The sequence below is a fragment of the Hugenholtzia roseola DSM 9546 genome (genome assembly GCF_000422585.1).
GTDB lineage: Bacteria > Bacteroidota > Bacteroidia > Cytophagales > Bernardetiaceae > Hugenholtzia > Hugenholtzia roseola.
Window position 1 is genome coordinate 1 of record NZ_AUGI01000053.1, and the last position, 15,885, is coordinate 15,885.

Genomic DNA, 15,885 nt, shown 5'->3' on the forward strand with positions numbered 1-15,885 from the left:
CATTTTAAGTTTTTGCAAATGCCTTTGTTTAACAAAAAAGAAAATGAATTAAAAACTAAGTTTGACAAGTGGTGTTATTTTTTAAAAAATTTAGAAAGTTTTGACCATATTCCTAATATTCTCAACGAGCCTATTTTTCAAAAGGCTTTCGAAACTGCGGAATTAGCAGGTTTAAGTGCAGAACAGCGTGCAATTTATGAAGAAAACCTCATTCAATATTGGGGCATGAAAAGTGCTATTGAGACAGCCATGGAAACGGCAGTAGAAGAAAATAAGATTGAAATTGCAAAAAAACTCATTAAGCGTAATTTGACAAACGAGGAAATTGCAGAGGATACGGGATTAACAGTTGAACAAATAGAAGCACTACGTAGCAAAACAGAGTGAAACTGTGTCTAATATTATGTTTGCGAACTGAAAGTCGGCGAAGCCAAAAGGCGAGCTAATGTGCATAATTTAGGCTTTTGTACTTTCTATAAACTTTGTGCATAAGGCAATCCCAAAAAGCAAGCTCCCACTTTTGGAACTTGCTTTTTCTTTTTTCGTATCTTTGTGAAAAACAGAAAACCATGAGCAAAAGACTAATCCGCTTCGATTGGGCAGTGAAAAAACTCCTTCGCAATAAGGCTAATTTTGTTGTGTTGGAAGGTTTCCTATCTGAACTGCTTTTTGAGGACATCAAAATTGAAAAGATTTTGGAAAGTGAGGGCAATCAGGAAACCGAACAAGATAAGTACAATCGCGTCGATATTTTGGTGCAAAACGCTAAAAATGAGCTTGTTATCGTAGAAATTCAAAATACGTATGAGATTGATTATTTCCACCGCATGGCGTATGGGGCTTCTAAGGCTTTGACTGAAAATTTGAGTTTAGGACAGTCTTATTCGGAAATTAAAAAGGTAATTTCTGTAAATATCGTTTATTTTGATTTAGGACAAGGTAAAGATTATGTCTATAAAGGCACAACTAATTTTCAAGGTCTGCACGAAAAAGACTTGCTACAACTTTCAAACAAACAACAAGAAACCTTTACCAAACAAAATATCTCTGATATTTTTCCTGAATATTATATCATCAAAGTAAATCAATTTAATGATGTCGCAAAAGATACGTTGGACGAATGGGTTTATTTTTTGAAAAATAGTGAAGTAAAAGATAGTTTTAAAGCAAAAGGTTTGGCAGAGGCAAAGGAGGTTTTAGATGTTATGCGTCTGAATCAAGAGCAAACTTATGGGTACAATCGCTATTTGGACTACCTGCACGTAAAGGCGAGCGAGGCACTTTCTTTGAAAATCCAACAGGAGGAACTGATGGAAAAGAGAATAGCGGAGGCGAAGGAGAAAATCAGAAAAGATGAAAATTTTAAAAGGTCTGTTGAGATTGCTAAAAATGCTATTTCAGAAGGAGCTGATAATAAGTTCATCGCCAAAATAACAGGATTAACAGTTGAACAAATAGAAACGTTGCGTAACGAAAATGCGTAAAAACTGTACCTATTTTGGGTAAAAATAAAACGTTACTAAGAAAATGCAATAAACTGATAATCAACCACTTAATTCTCAAAAGTATCAAAGTCATTAAAAAAGGCTGCCTTATCTAAGCAGCCTTTTTTAACCAAAAATTTTGTATCATAGAAGCCCCATTAACTACTACAAGTGATGCAATCGGGGTCGTCCAAAGAACAAGAAGCTCCACTTAGGTCTGCGTCCTGCCCAACGCTCTGTGGCAGTTGGGAACGCTCCTGTGTTGTGGCAGTAACTAAAAAGTCTTTATCGACGGTGAATTTGATAGCATCAGCGGCAGCTTTGGTGCGTAGGTAGTACATGCCTGTCTTCAAGCCGCGTTTCCAAGCGTGAAAGTGCATGGAGGTGAGCTTGCCCAAAGTCGGATTTTGCATGTGAATGTTCAAACTCTGACTCTGACAAATATATGCCCCCCTATCGGCAGCCATATCTATAATTGTCCGCTGGCTAATTTCCCAAACCGTTTTGTAGAGGTCTTTGATATGCTGCGGAATACGCTTAATATTTTGTACCGAACCGTTAGAAGAAATAAGTTCATTTTTCATCTGTTCGTCCCAAAGTTTTAGCTCGATAAGGTCGTGAAGGAGGTGCTTATTTATCACAACAAACTCACCCGACAAGACCCTACGGACGTAAATGTTAGAGGTATATGGCTCGATACACTCATTGTTACCCAAGATTTGAGAAGTAGAAGCCGTAGGCATGGGCGCAACTAAAAGCGAATTTCGCACCCCATGCTTGACCACTTTTTGGCGCAAATCGTCCCAATTCCAACGTCCGCTTTCAGGCTTAACTCCCCAGAGGTCGAATTGAAACTTGCCTTCCGAAAGAGGCGACCCCGCAAAGGTTGGATAACTACCTTCTTGCTGTGCCAATTCGCAAGAAGCAGTCATGGCAGCGAAGTAGATGGTTTCGAAGATGTCAGTGTTGAGACGCGCCGCCTCCGCACTATCAAAAGGCACACGCAACATAATAAACGTATCTGCCAAGCCTTGCACGCCCAAGCCCACAGGACGGTGGCGCATATTGCTATTTTTCGCCTCCTCTATCGGATAATAATTTCTATCAATGACCCGATTGAGGTTGCGTGTCAGAACTTTGGTTACTTCATAGAGTTTCTGATGGTCGAATTTGCCATCAATGACAAACTTGGGCAGTGCCAAAGAACCCAAATTACACACTGCCACTTCGTCAGGTGCAGTGTATTCTATAATTTCGGTGCAAAGGTTAGACGATTTTATCGTACCCAAATTCTGCTGGTTCGACTTGTGGTTCGCATGGTCTTTATAGAGCATATAAGGCGTTCCCGTTTCGATTTGCGCCTCCAAAATGGCGAACCAAAGCTCTTGCGCACGCAGGGTACGACGCGCCTTGCCCTCTCTTTCATAACGGGTATAAAGTTCCTCGAAGGCTGCGCCATGGCAATCTGCCAAATGAGGGGCTTCATTAGGACAGAACAAAGACCACTGCTCATCATTCTGAACACGTTTCATAAATAGGTCAGAAATCCAGAGGGCGTAGAACAAATCGCGAGCGCGAAGTTCCTCCTTGCCATGATTCTTTTTGAGGTCTAAAAACTCGAAGATGTCGGCATGCCAAGGCTCTAAATAGATGGCAAACGCACCCTTGCGCTTATTTCCGCCTTGGTCTATGTAGCGTGCCGTATCGTTAAAGACGCGCAACATCGGAATAATTCCGTTTGAATGACCGTTGGTGCCGCGAATGTAAGAACCCGTTGCGCGAATGTTATGCACCGAAAGCCCAATGCCACCTGCCGATTGTGAAATCTTGGCGCACTGTTTCAAGGTATCATAGATGCCCTCTACACTATCTTCCTGCATCTGCAAGAGAAAACAAGACGACATTTGAGGCTTAGGCGTGGCAGCATTGAAAAGCGTAGGCGTAGCGTGTGTAAACCAACGCTGTGAAAGCATTTGGTAGGTTTCCAAGACAGAGTCAATGTCCTCGAAGTGAATCCCCACGGCAACGCGCATCAGCATGTGTTGGGGGCGTTCTACTACCTTTCCGTTGAGGCGTAGAAGGTAGGAACGCTCTAAGGTCTTGAAGCCAAAATAGTCGTAGTCGTAATCTCGGCTATAATCGACGGCTTGATTGAGAATATGCGCATATTTTTTGACTATAAAATAGGCTTCATCTGAAATCAACTGTGCATTCAAACCTGTTTCAGGATTCACATATTGATACAATTCTTCAATCGTATCAGAAAAAGAATCTAAGGTTTCTTTGTGTAAATTTGAAATCGCGATACGAGAAGCCAAAATCGCATAATCGGGGTGCAGCGTCGCCATCGTTGCAGCCGTTTCCGCTGCCAATTCATCGAGCTGCACCGTACTCACGCCATCATAAAGACCTGCCAAGACCTTGTAGGTAACTTCCTGCGGACGGATATAGCGCGTGTCTAAGCCATCACAAAGGCGTTGGACGCGCTTGGTGATTTTGTTCATATCCACATCTTCGCTACGACCATCTCGTTTCCTGACTTTCATCGTGGTAGTATTTACGATTGGTTTTTCTTTTGTAAGCATATAAGGTTTTATATCTTGTTCATTTTTATTTTAAAATATTTTCAAAATAAAAATGAACCACACAACACAAACAAGTAATAAAATTTGGAACAAAAGCCTTTTGGCTTTTGTGGGCTTCGAAGAAAAAGCCATTGTCTTTTTAAAATGGTTTTTCATAAAAGCCTCAAAATCAAGCACTTAATCTTTCATATTTCCTTCTCTATCTCACTTTGTTTCATCAGAGAAAGTCGCACGTTTTTCCAAACGCGCTTTTGCAGGTGCAGAAGAAACGCGAAAACACTTTTCTTGCCTTTCCGTTTCAGGGTTTGAAGTTACGATTTTCATGCCAAAAAACGAAATTCTAAAATCCATAAACGGCTTTGCTGCGCTGCCTATTTTCCTAAAAAACGCGCCTACCATTTGGGAAATGAACCCCTTAGCGGCACAAAATAATTCTTTTCAAGTTTTGTCAAGTTTATCGAAAAAAAGAGAGCCTGCCCAAAAGTCGGGCAATTTGGCAGACCTGCCACTTGAAGATGTGCCATCTTTTGTCTGTCAGGTGCAGAGCCTATCGGGTCAGAAAGGGAGGCACGCATGCCCCAACTTTTTTATTTTTTTAGAAATCCGTTTTCCTAACAAACGCAGATAAGGGCTTCTTTTGTTTGCAGGCTTGCAAAAAAAAATGGCGTGCCTTAAACCTTTTTAAGAAAAGGAGGTCTAAGCAGTAGGCGCAAATTAAAGGGCGCGTTTGTTTTTATTTCATTGTAAAACTTCGTTTTTTTCTCTGTTTTATTGTCTATTTTTTTCTCTGTTTTTTCTTTATTTTCTCTCATTTATTTCTCTTTTATCTCTTTTTTCTAATGAATATGAAAACTAAAATTTGTACTTTCTCATTTTACACAAGACAAAAAGAAAAATCAAATCTAATAACAAATATTATTTTTGGTTTAATTTTTGGTTTCTCTTTTTCAGTCGGAAACGTCTTTTTTCTGCCTTCTACCTCGCTTGTGGCGCAAAATCTCTACTTCCCCCCTAACGATAGCGACACTTGGGAGCGGCTCAACTTCGACTCTTTGGGCTGGTGTCGTCCTGCACTCGACTCACTGCTTACTTTTCTGGAAAGCAACAACACAAAAGCCTTTTTGATAGTCAAAGATGGTAAAATTGTGGTAGAATCTTACATGAACAATTTTTCGCAAACAGACCCTTGGTATTGGGCTTCCGCAGGCAAGACGCTGACCGCCTTTACCGTAGGGATAGCCGCTTCGGAGGGCTATTTAAACTTAGAAGATGCAAGCTCACAGTACTTAGGCACAGGCTGGACAAGCCTACCTTCCGACAAAGAAAATAATATCACGATTTGGCATCAACTAACCATGACTTCGGGCTTAGATGATGGCGTATCAGACCCTTTCTGTACCGAATCTAACTGCCTGATTTACAAAGAAGAAGTAGGCAAAAGATGGGCATACCACAATGCACCCTATACACTTTTAGATGGTGTAATTGAAGGCGCAACGGGCAACAATCTAAACCGTTATTTTGGCGAAAAAGTACGCAATAAAATTGGCATGCGCGGTCTTTTTGTCCGCAATGGCTACAACAATGTCTATTATTCAGACGCAAGAAGCATGGCGCGTTTCGGGATTTTGATGCTTAATAAGGGCATCTGGAAGGACGAAATTATCCTTTCTGATAGCCTTTATTTTCAGGCACAAATTCGTCCTTCACAGAATTTAAACCCTGCTTATGGTTATCTTTGGTGGTTAAATGGACAACAAACTTACATGATTCCGCAAAGCCAAAATCGCTTTAATGGTTTTCTTCAACCCTCTGCGCCTGCCGATATGTACTCGGCTTTGGGTAAAAATGGTCAGATACTAAACGTTGTACCCTCTCAAAATTTGCTTGTGATACGCTTGGGCGACGCACCCGATAATAGTTTAGTTCCTTTTACACTTAGCGAACAAATTTGGCAATACCTACAAAATGTTTTTTGCAACAATACCCCTACGGCTCTGCCTCATTCCAACTATTTGCCCTTGCAGGTCTTTCCTAACCCAAGCCAAGATTACCTCGAAATATCGCTGCCCAATAAAAACGCAACTTACCAAGTCGAGATTTTTTCCCTTAGCACAGGGCAAATTTGGCAGAGTTTTTCCTCACAAGCACTTACGCGCCTTTCTATTCAAACACTACCACAAGGGGCGTATGGCATTAGGGTCAGTGAAAAGGCAACAGGGCAGTTTTTTTTAGGGCGTTTTATTAGAAATTAGGAAAAAAGTTATCAAAAAAAGATTAAAAAAAGCCGTTAGTAAGTTTTTAAAAACTTACTAACGGCTTTTTAAAGGGCTTTAAACCCCATTTTTAACCCCATTAAGGCGTAACCTTAAATCGGTAGCTTTGGCGCGTAACCTGCCCTTTGCTATCAGTAACGGTAAGGGTCAGGAGGTAGTTTTGGGTCGCGCCTGTGGGACTGCTTTCGGGGGTGAAAACCTTTGTGATATTGGCATTAGAAAAGTCAATAATCTGTGGCAATTCATCGCCGATAAGTAGGTCGGCTTCTTCCAAATTGACAATTCTTTCTTGGTTTCCTACTACTCCCCAATCAATTTGCACCTGCGCAATCCCCAAATCGTCTAAAAGTTTGCCTTCTATGCGTGCCTGCTGATTGCTGCGCATCTCAATCTCTTGGTCAAATTCTTCTATATTTTGAATAATTTGCGATTGAAATTGTATGAAAATATTGCTCAAAGCAATTACAGGGGGCTGGTCTTTGGTAACAATTAGGATAATGTGATAGGGGTCTGAAAAATTGCCTCCTTCGTCCTTTAAAGAAAGCGTTAGGCGGTATCGCTCGCCCACTCGCGCATTTTCGGGCAGCGGAATTTCAATCTGCTCCTCGTCAAAGAGCGTTTGCAGGTCTAAGGAAGTATCCTCTGGCACATCAAGCGCACGACTTTCTATCAGAACAGGTGTAGCGTCAATTTTACCAAAGAAAATAAAGAGGCTATCGAGCGTTCCTACGTCATTTGCCACTGCGTCAGTGATGAAAAAAGAAGTGCCTTCTACAACATTAGCCGTATTGTCGCTGCCAAGCGCAGGCAGAGTTTCATTTATTTCCAAAATAGGCGCGGTATCATCACAATCTACCAAGATATCGAAAAGAAGCGGCTCAGAAAGATTGCCGTCTGTATCTGTGGCTTGTATTCGAAGTTGTAAAGTAGTGCCATTTTCTACCACGTCGGGAATAATAATTCTATCATTAAACAAATCAGACAAACTTATCGAATCCAAACCCTGCACCACACGCACAATGGGCGGAAAATTTTCGAGCTGGGCGCGTACCTCCGAAATGCCAATGTTGTCTTTCAAATAGCCACTCAAAAGGATAGGGCTTAGGCGGCAGGCTAAATAACTTTCGTCTTCTTGGCGAGTCAGATTCGTAATTTGCGCCTCAAAAAAACGCGGCGCACGCACATCGCCCACTATCACAAAATTGCGGCGTGCCTCCACCACTTTGCCGCTCAAATCATAGACCACAATCGAAACCTGATAGGGGTCTAAATTGGCATCTACGGGAACGACAAAAAAAGTATCGAGGGCATAGCGGCGAGAACGGATATTTTCAATTACAAAAAATTCCTGCCAAGCGTCAGGATTGCTCTCACGCGGACGAATCTCTACCTCGATGCGCTCCAAACCTGCATTGTCGCTGATATTGGTTTGCAGACGCAGGGTATCGCTCAAAAAGTAGGAATCTTCTATTGCAAAAGGTGAAATAATGGGGTCAAAACGGTCTTCTATCGGCACGCAGCCACTTCCTAAATAAGCCCAAAGTAGGATAAAAGTCGTGATAATAAGGCGAGATGTATTTTTTTTCATATCAATTTAGAACAAAATTGACGGTTTGGAAAGGCAAAAAGTGAGAAACAAAAGGCTCTCTTGCAGCAGAGGGCGCAAATAGGGAACGGCAATAAGCCTTGTAAAGATACACGCTTTTATCATTCTTACCAAAAAAGAGACGGATATTCTTTGCCCTTGTTTGCAAATTTTCATGGAAACGAGCGCAAGAAAGCAACTCCCAAAAAGTGTTTTGCCGCCCTTTGCTTCTATTTTGCGAAGAAAAACGCCTTTAAGTGCCAAAATCGCCCTTATATTTTTTGTCTTATCCAGAAAAATTCAAAAAAAGCGATTTTGATTTTGTGCCTTTGTTTTTTAGTTTTATATTTCCTTCGCTTTTGCCCGATGCAGGCTCTCTTTCCATGCCCAAAAACTAACAAGAAAAACTACCAAAATCTGATGACATTTTCTCTTTTTTATTGTAGAAAAATAGTTTTCTTTACTATTTTATTTGTACTACTCTTTTTGCTCAATGCCTGTTCGGAAGGCGAGCGCAAAAGTTATGCGGATAGCGATTTTATAGCCGACGCGCCCTTCGCGCTTCCTACCTCGACACTTACAACTCCTATCTTGATTGAAGTGGCAGACATAGAAAAACGCCTCAATCAGGAAATCAAAGGCGATATTATCAACGACGATAGCTTTGAAAAAGATGGCGTGAAGTTGCGTGTTAGCAAAATAGAGCCTATAAAAATTCATTTAAAAAAGAATGTTTTGTTTTATACTGTTCCATTGAAAGTTTGGGTAGAAAAACAGGTAAAAAAAAATATTTTTAAAAAAGAAATAAAAGCGGAAAAAGATTTGTCTTTCTCCCTGCGCCTACAATTCAAATCCGAAGTAGAAATTGATTCAGATTGGAAGCTCCAAACCAAAACCAAACAAATTGGCTTAGAGTGGATAGAAAAACCCAGCCTTAAAATTGGTTTTATCAAAATCGGTTTGGCAGCCACCATAGAAAAAGCATTAAACAAAAAAAAGGAAGATTTAGAAAATAAAATAGACCAAGTAGCGCAAAGACTCAACGTATTAGAAAAGGTAGTAGGTAATATTTGGAAAAAATTGCAAGACCCTATTTTATTAGATAAAAAGACAAATAAGGTTTGGTTAGTAAATCAACCTACTAAAATTGAAGCCAGCAAAATCGGCAGTATCCAAAGTAAAGAAGGCAATTGTTTAGAAATTTTCGTTAAGATTCATACCAATATAAAAACTATCATCAGTGAAAAGCCTGCCGTTTCTTACGTGCCACTTCCTGCGCTGCGCCTCAATAAAAAACTCCAAAATGAAGGTTTTGCCTTGCATGTGGAAGGCATTGTTTTTTATCAAACCGTCAATCAGATTTTGAGCGAAAAAGTGCAAGATACGGTTCTTAAATTTCCCGACTACGACTATGCAGTAAAAATCAAAAAAGCCGCTGTAAGTGGTCAGGGCAAATTTTTAGTCTTTGAATTGGGCGCAGAAGGCGATGTCAATGGCAATGTTTTTTTTAGGGGCAGACCGCTTCTGGATACCGCTACGGTGCAAATTAAGGTGCAAGATTTCGACTTCGACGTGCAGACAGAAGAAACCATCTTGCAAACGGCACAGTGGCTCATGAAAGAAAGTGCCAAAGAGCGCGTACAGGAAATGCTCGTTTTTTCGCTACAATCTTACACTGAAAAATTGCCCCTTCTTATCAAAGAAGGACTCTCAAAAGGTAAAATTTCTGAACAAGTGGAAATAGACATTCAAACTTTTGAACTATACCCACAGGAGATGCGCCTAACCACAGACGCACTCAATCTATACGCCATTTCCAAAGGAAAAATCGCTATCAAAATCTTAAAACTTTAATTTTATGAAAAAAGAAAACTATTTTATATTACAAAATATCTGGACAGAAATTGGCGTATCATTGTCGCTCGAAGCCGCACTTCAAAATGACTTTGATGCTATTTTCGAAGACCTCATAAGGCGATATAGTGAAAAGCATAGAGCATATCACAACTTGGTGCATTTGGTCGATATTTTTAATAGTCTGAAAAATATTACTTTTTTAGATAAAAATTCTATTTATTTTTCTGTCTTTTTTCATGATGCCATCTATCAGCCTTTGAAACAAGACAATGAAATGCAAAGTGCAGAGTTGGCTCTTTCAAAATTAGAAAAGTTTAAGTTTTATTTAAAAAATAATGAATTAGAAAAAATCAAGCATTATATTTTAGCGACTCAAAAGCATCAACTACAAAAAGAGGATAAAGAAGAAGAAGATTTGGCGTATTTCTTAGATGCAGACTTGAAAATTTTGGGCAGTGAAACCGAAAGCTATCAAATTTATACCCAAGCTATAAGGAAAGAGTACCAAATTGTACCAGATTTTTTATATAAAAGAGGTAGAAAAAAGGCATTAACTCATTTTTTAGCACAAGAAAAAATATACAAAACCGCTTTTTTTTATGAAAAATATGAAAATCAAGCCCGAAAAAACATAGAATATGAACTATCAAAACTGTAATTTTTTGAAACTATCGCATCACTATCGCATCACTTCGGCAGCCTCCGTAATGGCGGCTTTCCAAGCGGGAATGAGCGTTGCGGTTAGATAGGGGAAAAGCGAAAGGGCAAAAATGGCTAATATATCGCCCAAAGAAACCACAGGATAGAGGTGAAAAGAGGGATATAAAACCGACCAACCCGCCAAAAGCGGCTTTAATAAGGGTGCTTTTAGGGCAAAGACATGCGCAAAGGCAAGCAAAATGCCGATAGAAGTTGCCAAAATTGCAACCAAAGCCCCTTCGTAAAATTTAAGCCGCAAGACATCGGAAATATGCCAACCAACGGCTTTCAAAATTCCAATTTCTCTGCGCTCGGCAGCATTAAGCCCTGCGGCGCGTTCCCAAGCCAAAATTAGGAAAGCAAATATTCCTAAAAGCGAACCATATAATAAAATGCCGCCGCGCCAACTGAAAAGTGCCTGATAGGTAGCCTCCAATTCTTCGCGCTGCGTGATGCGAAAGGCAGGAAATTGCGTTCTTATTTTACGTGAAATGTTATCTATTTCGGCAGGATTATAGATGGAAATGGCTAAATCTGTGGCTTGCTGCGGCGTGAGTCCTAAAAAAACTTGCGCTTCTGCAATGGGAACAGCCACCAAATCTTGTGTTAGAATTGCCGTTTGTGGGCTGAAAGGCGTTTCTATTTTCCACGTCATTTTGTTGCCTTCCGCCGTCGTAAGGCTGATAAAGTCCTGATTTTCAAGCCCTTTGAGAGCTAAAATGCCATCTCCTACGCAAGCCGTTTGCGAAGGCAGGCTATCTTTTCCCATCAAAGTAAAGACCGCCCCCGTTGCCTCATCAAAAGCATAGCCCCAATATCGCGCCTGCACTTTTTTCACCCCTCGAATTTGCGCAATACTATCCTGCCACTGCTTTTCTATCGCAACCAAACGCCCCCCTTGTAACTTTTGCACCCAAATTTCGGGCAGTTCAGATAGTACATCTTGCGTTTGTTTTTGTAAAGCACTTGTAAAAAAAATAATTGAACCATAAAAAGCCACAACCCAAGCATATATGAAAACGAGCGAAAAAAACTTAAAAGGACGCTCTAAAAGACTTTGAAAAGCATAACGAAATAAATGTAATGTTTTTTGCATATTTTTTATTTTTTTAGAATAAATAAAAAACAAAGTTTAAGCCTGCCAGTTTCGCCTTTCGTTGTCTTTATTTTTTTCTATAAAAGCCTTTTGCAAATCAATTTCAAAATAATTAGCGAGGTCTAAAATATAATTTAAAACATCTACTAATTCCGAAGCCAAAAGCGCACGTGTCGCCTCCTTTGTAGTGCCGTCTTCGGCTCTTTTGTGCAAGTTGGTGTGCCTACGAATGGCGTTTGCCAATTCGCCCACTTCTTCCGAAAGTAACAAAAAAATTTCTAAATGTGAGTTTTTATCCCAACCTTTTTCTTTACAAAGTGCAGCGATATAGTGCTGTAAATCGGTTAGCGTAGCCTCTGAATGGATTTCCAGTGCCTCTTTTGAGGAATTAGGCAGAAAGCGATTTTTTTGATTATCTTCCAATTTGGTGTTTTTTTTGGTTTTATACTTGAAATGATGAGGTTGCGCTTGTTGCTACTTGTGCGTTTCACGCCAAGTAGCAACAAGGGTATTCAACTCTTTTTTATTTTTTTCTAATAGAAAAATTTAGTTATATTCCCCAACTGTAATCGTTTCTGTCGTAATTTCGTTGCTGGTATGCAGGGCGCGGTCGGCAATCTTGACGCGAAAACGCAGCACATCTCCCCTGCTTGTAATGGGGTTAGGAAAGAGTTGGAAGCTAAAACGCAAAACGCCCTCCAAAGCAGTGGGCTTGCCCAAGCTATTGAGGGGGGGAAAACGCCCGTTGAGGGTAAAGGTTTGGTCGCCAAACATCAGGGTCTGAAAAGAGCCATCAGGTTGTTGCTTTTCTACTTCAACAAAATAATTGTAATAAAAAGGATTAGGCGAACCATCAGCATTGAAAAGCGTGTAGGGCGGCAAAGAATCGGCGGGACTCAAACCCAAATCTCCGTCGCCATCTTCAAAATAAATGGTAATAGAGATAGAATCTGTATTTTGAAAACTTTTACTTGCAATATTCTGCACATTCTCAAATCTAATTTGTGGAATTACGGGATAATCTGGCTCTGCCAAACAGCCCGAAAGCAAGAAAAACAAGCCGCCCACGAAGCATTTTGCAAGACCAGACCCAAGAAATGAGCTTTGAAACGAACTGCCCCAAAAAGAGGCGAAGCGAGAAAACAGTGAGAACATAGGGGTATCGTATTTGTTTTTTTGTTTATTTTGCATAGCTCTTGTATAAAAAACCACTCGATAAAAACCGCAGGTATGCCTACTTCACCCTCACAAGTGTCTGATTTTGAAACTTTTAGCTCTGTTTTCAAGCGCGAACTCTTCAATTTAGCACCTTGCGATTTTGAAGACCACGCCTTACAACTTTTTCGCCAACAGGCAAGGCACAACCCAGTTTATCGTCAGTATTTACAGTATTTAGACGTAAAGATAAGCGAAATTGTGGCAATTTCGCAGATTCCTTTTCTACCAATTTCATTTTTTAAAACCCATCACGTACAAACAGGCACGCGCCCCATCGAAATGTGTTTTCAAAGCAGTGGCACAACGGGCAGCAGTAGAAGCCAACATTTCGTAACCGATACTCAATTTTACTTACAAAACTGCAAAACTATTTTTGAACTTTTTTATAATAATTTAGAACAATATAAACTTTTTGCGCTGCTGCCCTCCTATCAAGAACGCGAAGGCTCTTCTCTAATTTTGATGATAGACGATTTTTTAAACTATACAAAAAAGGAATCGGGTTATTTTTTAAATCAAAATCAAGCACTTAGGCAAGCACTTTTGAAAAGTGCAGAGAAGGATGAGAAAACAATTCTTTTTGGCGTAACCTACGCGCTTTTGGAATTTGCCGAGCAGTGGGTAGCCGAGGGGCTGCCTGCCCTACCCAATTTATTGATTTTCGAAACGGGGGGCATGAAAGGACGGGGCAGAGAGCGCGTCCGCCAAGAGGTGCATCAACTTTTGCAGCAGGCTTTTGGCGTTCCGCAAATCCATTCCGAATATGGCATGACCGAACTTCTTTCACAGGGTTATTCCGAAAAAGAGGGCGTTTTTAAGTTTCCCCCTTGGGCGCGTGTGCTACTGCGCGACCCCAACGACCCCTTCGAGCAGGGACTCTCACAAGGCGGCATCAACGTCATCGACCTTGCCAATGTAGAAAGTTGTGCCTTTATAGAAACGCAAGATTTGGGCAAAATGCGCCCCGACGTAGCCCCTGACGCTTTTGAAGTTTTGGGTAGGTTTGATAACAGTGATGTAAGGGGCTGCAATTTATTAGTTTTATGAGATAAAAATTGTTTTTTACAAACAATCATCTCCTACTCGACAAGCCGCCTGACCTGTCGTGTCGGTCTTTCCTTCTGTTTGAGCAGCCGCCATATCATTTGATTTTTTAGCTAACATTTCAAATGTTTTTTGTAGCACAGACACAAACGCCTCTTTTGGCTGCGCCCCTGAAACGGCATATTTTCCCTCGAAAACAAAAAACGGCACGCCTCGCACGCCTATCTTTCGCGCCTCTTCTATGTCGTTTTCAATTTCTTTTAAGTATAATTTTTGTTTAAAAATAGTTTCTATTTCTGTCGGCTCAAAGCCCAATTCTTTGCCCAAAGCGATAAGGGTATGCTCTGCATCTAACTTTTTCCCCTCCGTAAAAAAAGCCTGAAAAAGACGCTCTTTGGCTTGGGTTTGTTTATTTTTTGTCTTGGCAAAATGCAAAAATTGATGCGCTTTTTGCGTTTTTACAAGTTGGGTCTTATCAAATTGATAGTCAAGCCCTAAGGATTTTGCCCTTTGTGCCACCTGCAAATGCGCCATTTTCGCCTGCGCGAGGCTTGTGCCATACTTTTCTGCAAAAAATTGATACGAACTTTTATCGTAATTATCAGGCAAATCTGGCATTAGCTCAAAACTTTTCCACTCGATTTCTACCGCCTGCGTTTTTTCGAGGCTTTCGAGTGCATTTTCCAATTCGCGCTTTCCGATATAACAAAAAGGGCAAACGAGGTCGCTCCAAATTTCGATTTTTAACTTGTTTGAGTTCATAATTTTTTATTTTGTTATCCAATGTTCGGGATTGAGCTTGGTTTGGTGTCGCCAAATCTGAAACTCTATTTCGTAAAGGTCGTTTTTGAAAGCCCCAACAGTGCCAATTTCTTGTTTGGTCTGGACTTTGTCGCCTGCTTTGATAGAAACAGTTTTAAGTTTTGAATAAACAGTAAAATATTCGCCATGCTGAATAATGACCAAATAACCGCGTCCGGGAATTTCGCTTACATCTACCACTTTTCCAACAAAAATCGCACGAACACGCTCGGCAGGCGAAGTTCTGATGTCAATTCCCAACTTTTCAATTTCTATTTTTTTCTCGTTTTCTTTGGTAGGCAGATATTCCTGAATCCCGAAATGCGCCGAAATAAAGCCATTCTGAACAGGCCATATCATATTGCCCTTGTTTTTGGCAAAATTAGTAGCCAATAATTTTTCCTCACCACTCAAAGAAGCTGCAAATTCTGCCTGCCCGATACTTTGACTAACCAATTCGTTGAGTTCTTTCAGTACGCGCTTTTCTTTTCCCAATTCTGATAATAACTGACTTTCTTTGTTGCGAATTTGTGAAATAAGACCACTTTGTTTCTTTTTAAGCTGCTCCAATTCTATTTTTTCTTTGGCTTGTACAGCATAAAGTTCTGTTTTTTCTTCTCTTTGTGAAGCTAATTTGGCGTTCTGACTCAATAGTTGATTTTTTAGTTTTTCTATTTGTATAATTTGTTCATTTCTAACTTCATTATACTTTTGAAAATAGCGTAGCCTTGCCAGTAGCTCCTGCAAATTTTCCGAAGCCAAAAGCAGGACAAGACGGTCGTATTGGTTATTCATCTTAAAGGTAATGAGCAAAACTTTCGCATACTCGGCTTTCAAAGCGGTCAAATCGTCTTCCAGAGCCTGCACCACTTGTTCGCTTTGTGAAATTTGCGCTTCTATCAATTCTGCTTCTTGTTCTAAAACGCCCAAAAGAGCCTCTCTTTGCTTGATTTGCCCACTGATGGCGTGCAAATTTTGAAGCGCGGAATTTCTATCCTGACGCGCCCTTGCCAAAATCCGATTCGTTTTGTTGATACGACTTAAAATGGCGTTGCGCTCGCGTTGAAGATAAGAGCGCGTATTTTTATTTTGCGCCTGCAAAGAAAAAGTAGCGATTTCTGCAAAATTTATCAGACCTAACAAGAAAAAAACTAAAAACAAGTGTCGTAAAAATTTCATTTTTGTATCATTAAGTTGCCTACTTCAACTTTGGGTAGCAACAAAGATACACAAAATAGCA

15 protein-coding genes are annotated in these 15,885 nt (G+C 40.4%); 8 read left to right on the forward strand and 7 right to left on the reverse strand.

Annotated elements, in window-relative coordinates; all coding sequences use genetic code 11:
* Both G500_RS0106105 and G500_RS0106110 read left to right on the forward strand, forming a co-directional pair.
* On the forward strand, positions 1-387 hold a 387-nt coding region (locus tag G500_RS0106105; protein ID WP_027001934.1), incomplete at its 5' end, for an Rpn family recombination-promoting nuclease/putative transposase.
* 182 nt (positions 388-569) lie between these two features.
* Positions 570-1,484 carry an Rpn family recombination-promoting nuclease/putative transposase gene (locus tag G500_RS0106110; protein WP_027001935.1) on the forward strand — a complete coding sequence of 305 codons (915 nt, stop codon included), beginning with the start codon at positions 570-572 and terminating at the stop codon, positions 1,482-1,484.
* Between the two features lie 158 nt (positions 1,485-1,642).
* On the opposite strand, the gene G500_RS0106115 is transcribed toward G500_RS0106110, so the two are convergent.
* The gene (locus tag G500_RS0106115) at positions 1,643-4,030 is read right to left on the reverse strand and encodes a ribonucleoside-diphosphate reductase subunit alpha (protein WP_027001936.1); all 2,388 of its coding nucleotides are present in this window, start codon (positions 4,028-4,030) and stop codon (positions 1,643-1,645) included.
* A gap of 91 nt (positions 4,031-4,121) precedes the next feature.
* Here G500_RS0106115 and G500_RS26435 point away from each other — a divergent pair, with 91 nt between their 5' ends.
* The 3 genes from G500_RS26435 (at position 4,122) to G500_RS22515 (ending at position 6,324) form a co-directional block, all read left to right on the forward strand.
* Positions 4,122-4,250: a hypothetical protein gene (locus tag G500_RS26435; protein ID WP_281169313.1), complete on the forward strand. Its 129-nt coding sequence runs from the start codon at positions 4,122-4,124 to the stop codon at positions 4,248-4,250.
* 141 nt (positions 4,251-4,391) lie between these two features.
* Entirely contained in the window at positions 4,392-4,697 is a 306-nt protein-coding gene (locus G500_RS0106130; protein ID WP_027001937.1) for a hypothetical protein, read from the forward strand.
* 217 nt (positions 4,698-4,914) lie between these two features.
* Positions 4,915-6,324 carry a serine hydrolase domain-containing protein gene (locus tag G500_RS22515; RefSeq protein ID WP_161626089.1) on the forward strand — a complete coding sequence of 470 codons (1,410 nt, stop codon included), beginning with the start codon at positions 4,915-4,917 and terminating at the stop codon, positions 6,322-6,324.
* Between the two features lie 100 nt (positions 6,325-6,424).
* On the opposite strand, the gene G500_RS0106145 is transcribed toward G500_RS22515, so the two are convergent.
* Positions 6,425-7,933, reverse strand: coding sequence for a hypothetical protein (locus G500_RS0106145; protein ID WP_027001938.1), 1,509 nt, complete (start codon positions 7,931-7,933; stop codon positions 6,425-6,427).
* A 417-nt stretch (positions 7,934-8,350) separates the two neighbouring features.
* Between G500_RS0106145 and G500_RS0106160 the strand changes: the two genes are divergently transcribed.
* Positions 8,351-9,784, forward strand: coding sequence for a DUF4403 family protein (locus tag G500_RS0106160; RefSeq protein ID WP_027001940.1), 1,434 nt, complete (start codon positions 8,351-8,353; stop codon positions 9,782-9,784).
* Positions 9,785-9,788: 4 nt separating this feature from the next.
* Positions 9,789-10,445: an HD domain-containing protein gene (locus G500_RS0106165; protein ID WP_051203325.1), complete on the forward strand. Its 657-nt coding sequence runs from the start codon at positions 9,789-9,791 to the stop codon at positions 10,443-10,445.
* Positions 10,446-10,466: 21 nt separating this feature from the next.
* Here the strand turns inward: G500_RS0106165 and G500_RS0106170 are convergent, their stop codons facing one another.
* The 3 genes from G500_RS0106170 to G500_RS0106180 all read right to left on the reverse strand — a co-directional run bounded on the left by G500_RS0106170 (position 10,467) and on the right by G500_RS0106180 (position 12,641).
* Entirely contained in the window at positions 10,467-11,582 is a 1,116-nt protein-coding gene (locus G500_RS0106170) for an ABC transporter permease (RefSeq protein WP_035756454.1), read from the reverse strand.
* 36 nt (positions 11,583-11,618) lie between these two features.
* Positions 11,619-12,005 (reverse strand): MazG nucleotide pyrophosphohydrolase domain-containing protein, encoded by a 387-nt coding sequence (locus G500_RS0106175; protein ID WP_245574465.1) that lies wholly within the window; start codon positions 12,003-12,005, stop codon positions 11,619-11,621.
* A 123-nt stretch (positions 12,006-12,128) separates the two neighbouring features.
* Entirely contained in the window at positions 12,129-12,641 is a 513-nt protein-coding gene (locus G500_RS0106180) for a hypothetical protein (RefSeq protein ID WP_154657046.1), read from the reverse strand.
* Positions 12,642-12,812: 171 nt separating this feature from the next.
* Here G500_RS0106180 and G500_RS0106185 point away from each other — a divergent pair, with 171 nt between their 5' ends.
* The gene (locus tag G500_RS0106185) at positions 12,813-13,847 is read left to right on the forward strand and encodes a LuxE/PaaK family acyltransferase (protein ID WP_051203332.1); all 1,035 of its coding nucleotides are present in this window, start codon (positions 12,813-12,815) and stop codon (positions 13,845-13,847) included.
* Positions 13,848-13,862: 15 nt separating this feature from the next.
* On the opposite strand, the gene G500_RS22520 is transcribed toward G500_RS0106185, so the two are convergent.
* The gene (locus G500_RS22520) at positions 13,863-14,606 is read right to left on the reverse strand and encodes a DsbA family oxidoreductase (protein ID WP_086047834.1); all 744 of its coding nucleotides are present in this window, start codon (positions 14,604-14,606) and stop codon (positions 13,863-13,865) included.
* 6 nt (positions 14,607-14,612) lie between these two features.
* The gene (locus G500_RS24845) at positions 14,613-15,824 is read right to left on the reverse strand and encodes a murein hydrolase activator EnvC family protein (protein ID WP_027001946.1); all 1,212 of its coding nucleotides are present in this window, start codon (positions 15,822-15,824) and stop codon (positions 14,613-14,615) included.
* Between the last annotated feature and the right edge of the window lie 61 nt (positions 15,825-15,885).